This window comes from Bartonella refiksaydamii, assembly GCF_902652675.1.
In the GTDB taxonomy this organism is placed as follows: Bacteria; Pseudomonadota; Alphaproteobacteria; order Rhizobiales; family Rhizobiaceae; genus Bartonella; species Bartonella refiksaydamii.
The window spans coordinates 1-5,614 of sequence record NZ_LR736306.1 but is presented as its reverse complement, the minus strand read 5'-3'; the positions used below and the strand labels follow the sequence as shown (position 1 = coordinate 5,614).

1 protein-coding gene and 1 pseudogene are annotated in these 5,614 nt (G+C 39.0%); both read left to right on the top strand.

Annotated elements, in window-relative coordinates; translation table 11 throughout:
- On the top strand, positions 1–2,304 hold a 2,304-nt coding region (locus GQO39_RS06040), incomplete at its 5' end, for a YadA-like family protein (protein ID WP_156851413.1).
- A gap of 1,217 nt (positions 2,305–3,521) precedes the next feature.
- Positions 3,522–5,614: pseudogene (locus GQO39_RS06035) on the top strand (hypothetical protein); the annotation flags it as partial.

Genomic DNA, 5,614 nt, shown 5'->3' with positions numbered 1-5,614 from the left:
ACTAAGGTAAGTATTGCGAACGTTAATAATGAGGCACGGATTCTTTCAGGTATTAGTGATGGTTCGATAACAGCAACCTCAACTGATGCGATAAATGGTGCTCAACTTTATTCCATGAGCAATGTAGTTGCTGGCTATTTTGGTGGTGGTGCTGGATATAAAGATGGCACATGGACAGCTCCTACTTTTACGGTTAAAGTCTTTGATCAGGATGGTAATGGAGCTGAAAAGAACTATGCAAATGTTGCCGATGCATTGTCTGGCGTCAGTAGTTCTTTCACAAATCTTGATAAAAAGATTGAAAATATAGTTATCAATGCGGCAGGTGATGGTCTTGTTAAGCAAGATACGTCAGGACTTATTACCATTGGTGGAAAAGTAAGTGGGACTAAGGTAAGTATTGCGAACGTTAATAATGAGGCACGGATTCTTTCAGGTATTAATGCTGGTTCGATAACAGCAACCTCAACTGATGCGATAAATGGTTCTCAACTTTATTCCATGAGCAATGTAGTTGCTGGCTATTTGAGTAGTAATGCTGGATATGATGAAGATGGAAACTGGAATGCTCCAACATTTACGGTTAAAGTCTTTGACCAGGTTGGTAGTGGGACTGAAAAGGAATATACAAATGTTGCCGATGCATTGTCTGGTGTAAGTAGTTCTTTTACAAATCTTAATAATAAGATTGAAAGTGTGACAGGTGATAGTCTTGTTAAGCAAAATAGCGCTGGGCTTATTACGATTGGTGGAAGCAAAGGCGGCAGGAGAATAGATATTGCAGACAGTGTTAATCTCCCACGAACTCTCTCTGGTGTTAAGGGTGGTGCATTTACGAAAACATCAACCGAAGCAATAAATGGTAGCCAGCTCTATGCGATGTCTCAGGAATTTGCAAACTATTTTGGCGGTGGTGCTGGGTTTAATAAAGGTGGAAAATGGTCAGGTCCTACTTTTACAGTTAAAACCTTTGATAAGGATGGTAATGAGACTGAGGTAAAGTATACTAATGTCGCTGATGCATTTGCTGGCGTTAATAGTTCTCTTGCAGGTTTGAATAGTGCGATTGCTGAGGTAAAGGATGCCACTGGTGTTGGTGAAAAATTTCATGTATCTGCAAATGGTGATCTGTATAGAATAACAGACGACAGCTTTCCTTTTATGGGCGTCTCACTTGTAAAAAGATCATTGCCTGCCACAGAAGAGGGGAATGGCGAGACTACTAATAACATACCTTTTCCTTCTGACACACCAGAAGTATCAAGTAAACCTAATCTAAAGGTACTTAGGGAGCTTGCTGATGGTGATGTTTTTAATGGCTCAGATAACGCAATTACTGGTAACCAGCTCTTTGATACGAATAAAAAGCTTGTTGCTTATATGGGGGGCGGTGCTGACTACAATAATACAGTTTGGACAGCTCCTAAATTCATAATAAAGTCATTCAGTAACGACGGTACTGTTGGACAGGATGAAAAGAGTGATGTCTTTAGTGCTTTCAATGCTATGAATGATGCTATGATCAATATCAACACTCGTCTTGTTAATGTTGAGAAGAAAGAGAAGGCGACCTCTAATGATGTGACTTCTAATGCTTTACAGTGGAATGAAGACAAAAAAGCGTATGACCTTAGTCATGAAGGAGAAGCGAGTAAGCTTGCCAATGTAGAAGATGGTAGCGTAGTAGAAAACTCTAAAGAAGCTGTGAATGGAGGGCAGCTCTGGACTACGCAACAGAAGGTAGCAGAGGTTGAGAAGAAAGCGAATGCTGCGGTTAGCTACGATATTGATAAAGATAGCGGAAAGAAAACCAATACGATCTCTTTAGCTGGTGGTGATGATAGTCAACCAGTATTGATTGAGAATGTTCAGGACGGAGAAATTGCAGAACATTCTAAGCAAGCAGTGAATGGTGGTCAGTTGCATGAAAAAATGAAGACAGTTCTTGATGAAGCGAGAAAGTATACGGATGAACGTTTTAATGAAACGATTAGAACTAGCTTGAACGAGGCAAAATCCTATACCGATACGAAGTTTGAAGCATTAAGTTATGATATTAAGAATGTGCGTGACGAGGCAAGACAAGCCGCAGCGATTGGTTTGGCAGTGTCTAACTTACGTTACTTCGATGAACCAGGATCTTTAAGTCTTTCAGTTGGTGGTGGTTTATGGCGTGGTCAATCTGCCTTTGCTATTGGTGCGGGTTATACGTCTGAAGATGGTAAGATTCGTTCTAATCTATCAGCAACCAGTGCTGGAGGTCATTTTGGCGTAGGTGGTGGAATAACTCTGAGATTAAAATAACACCAGATAATACGAAAAACTACAATTTAACCAAAACTTCGTCCTTGCCTGATCAGGCAAGGACGAAGTCTTATATTATAGAGAAGTGATATTTTACATAGAAAGTTATAGTTACAAACTCTCATAACAATATGCTCTATAGTAATAACGATGCGCTCTCTATCGTAATAATTTTAGTAAGAAATGAATCAACTTAACAAAAATTTTACAAATTCAAGGTAATGCTATCATATAAGTTAATAGGGTGCGCAATCACACAGTATTTTAAAAGCGTACGTCCTATAATTATTGATAGAAAACATCCATTGGGGGGATATGTTTAAAAAATCAAAAATCCCATTTTATTATTTCGTTTATTTATTCTGTACACAAACAGCAGCAACCATGAGCTACGCAGTAGCCGCAATTATTAGTAAGACTCATTTTGATCAAAACAAAACAACTCAAACAAACTATGAAACAGAACTTCTAGTCTATAACCTATGCAATAAAGCTATGAATTTTAAAATTATAAGGATACTTTACAATTGCATAAATGAGAAAGACTCATTCTGTAAAATAATTAAATTCATTTTCTTCTTGCCATTTTTCTTAACAGTCTATAAAAGGATAAAGGAATCTTCAGTAAGATTCATTATGGTAAAAATAGAAGAAATCTCTCGCAATGGGGAGGAACGAGGGGCCATGAGAAAATCATACAACTACCATCACCTTATTCTAAAGCTCTTCAAGAGAAACAGCCCTAAAACACAAGAGTACAGAGCTTATTCTCACGACAAAAGCGCAATAACCTCACAAAAAGTACTCTAGACCATCCACCAAACAACTTAACCTTATTCGCATAAGCACTCTATTATCCCTTAAAGCACATAAAATGAACTCCTTTACTTTCAAAAATACAAACTGCACACCTAACAGTAACGCGCAAATATACCCTCTTTATGTCGGTTTCATATCCTTTCTCATCCTCAAATCCAGAAACTTCGTCCCCAAAAAGACACTCCTCTTAACAGCAGTAAATGTCAAAACCTTATTAACCGTATTGTTGATCAACATTAACGACAACCCTACCGGAGTTCTAACTACCCCTATCTGCCTCTGCGAAAAAATTAAGCCCTATAGAGAACGAGTAAAAACTACGTCACTGAATCATCCCTAGCGCTGAAATGTGTCTTTTTAATGTTCTAAATATGCTTTTCTTACTTGGAGAATTTGTTATGAAAAAAATATATACCACACCAAAAGCGCCAGTGGTGGGTGATTTTAGAAATTCTTGCTCGCTTCATCAATTGCTTTTTATAAAAGCGCTTTCATTGGCTTCAGTGATTATCTTTTTATCAAATATTTCTCCTGTTTCTGCTAACACTCAGATTTTTAATAACATATCGAACGATTTTAGTGGTGGTACAAATGTACTTAAAGGTATTCCGCCATCCTATATAGTTGGCAATAAATTATATAGAGATATTGACTTTACTATAGGGAGTGAAGATCTCTTCAAAAACTTAATATCTAGTATTCAGTTTGAGACTAAAGTTGCTCTTGAGACTGCACTTGTGGGTAGGAAAGGTTTTAAGGAAGGTTCTGAGAATATAGCGGATGCATTTTCTGGCGTTAAGAGTCTTTTCCCAAGTTTCAATCGTTGGTTTGTTGAAATAAAGAAAACCCCTGCTCTTGGGAAGAAGCAAGACAATCCATCGCAAGGTGATGATCGGCATAAGAGCACAGACAACTTTCCTTTTATGGGAATCTTACCTCGTTTACTAGGTGATAATGAAGCAGCAACCACAGTAACTATTGCTGCTAAATCACCATTAACTAAAATAAGTTTTATGAATAGTAAAGGTGAAACACGGCTTCTTTTGGATGTTTCTCCTGGTGAAATTTCAGCAGACTCAACTGAGGCAGTAAATGGTTCTCAGCTTTATTCACTGGGAATTGGGGTTGCAAAGTCTCTTGGTGGTAGCTCCAGCTATAAGGGTGGCACATGGACAGCTCCAACATTTACGGTTAAGAGTTTTTCCTCTGATGGCAGTGTTTCTGATACGACCTATAATGACGTTGCATCTGCTTTTGCCGGTGTTGGTGATTCATTCACGAATATTAAGAATGAGATTGCCAAAGACATTGCCATTGCTCAAAGTGACTCCTTATTGTGGGATAAGAGTAAAAGTGCCTTTGTAGCGACACATGGAGAAAAGAAAGAAAGCAGCAAGATCACATCTCTTAAGAATGGAGACATTTCTTCAACCTCAACGGATGCTGTAGCAGGTAATCAGCTCCATACTCTAGGTGGTACAGTTGCTAAGTATTTAGGTGGCGGAGCTGGCTATAAGGATGGCACATGGACAGCTCCAACATTCACGGTTAAGAGCTTTTCCTCTGATGGCAGTGTTTCTGATACGACCTATAATGACGTTGCATCCGCTTTTGCCGGTGTTGGTGATTCATTCACGAATATTAAGAATGAAATTGCCAAAGGAATTGCTGGTGAAAAAAGTGACTCCTTATTGTGGGATAAGAGTAAAAGTGCCTTTGTAGCGACACATGGAGAAAAGAAAGACAGTAGCAAGATCACATCTCTTAAGAATGGAGACATTTCTTCAACCTCAACGGATGCTGTAGCAGGTAATCAGCTTCATACTCTAGGTGGTACAGTTGCTAAGTATTTCGGTGGCGGAGCTGGCTATAAGGATGGGACATGGACAGCTCCAACATTCACGGTTAAGAGCTTTTCCTCTGATGGCAGTGTTTCTGATACGACCTATAATGATGTTGCATCTGCTTTTGCCGGTGTTGGTGATTCATTCACGAATATTAAGAATGAGATTGCCAAAGACATTGTCACTGCTCAAAGTGACTCTTTGTTGTGGGACAAGGATAAAGCTGCCTTTGTAGCAACGCATGGAGAAAAGAAAGACAGTAGCAAGATCACATCTCTTAAGAATGGAGACATTTCTTCAACCTCAACAGATGCTGTAGCAGGTAATCAGCTTCATACCCTAGGTGACAGTGTTGCGAAGTATTTCGGTGGTGGTGCTGGCTATAAGGATGGCACATGGACAGCTCCAACATTCACGGTTAAGAGCTTTTCCTCTGATGGCAGTGTTTCTGATGCGACTTATGACAATGTTGCATCTGCCTTTACCGGTGTTGGTAATTCATTCGATAAAGTTAAAGATAAATTCAAGAACATTAAGGATGAAGTTACCAAAGAGATTCAAAAAGAAGTGACCACTGCTCAAAGTGACTCTTTGTTGTGGGACAAGGATAAAGCTGCCTTTGTAGCAACGCATGGAGAAAAGAAAGA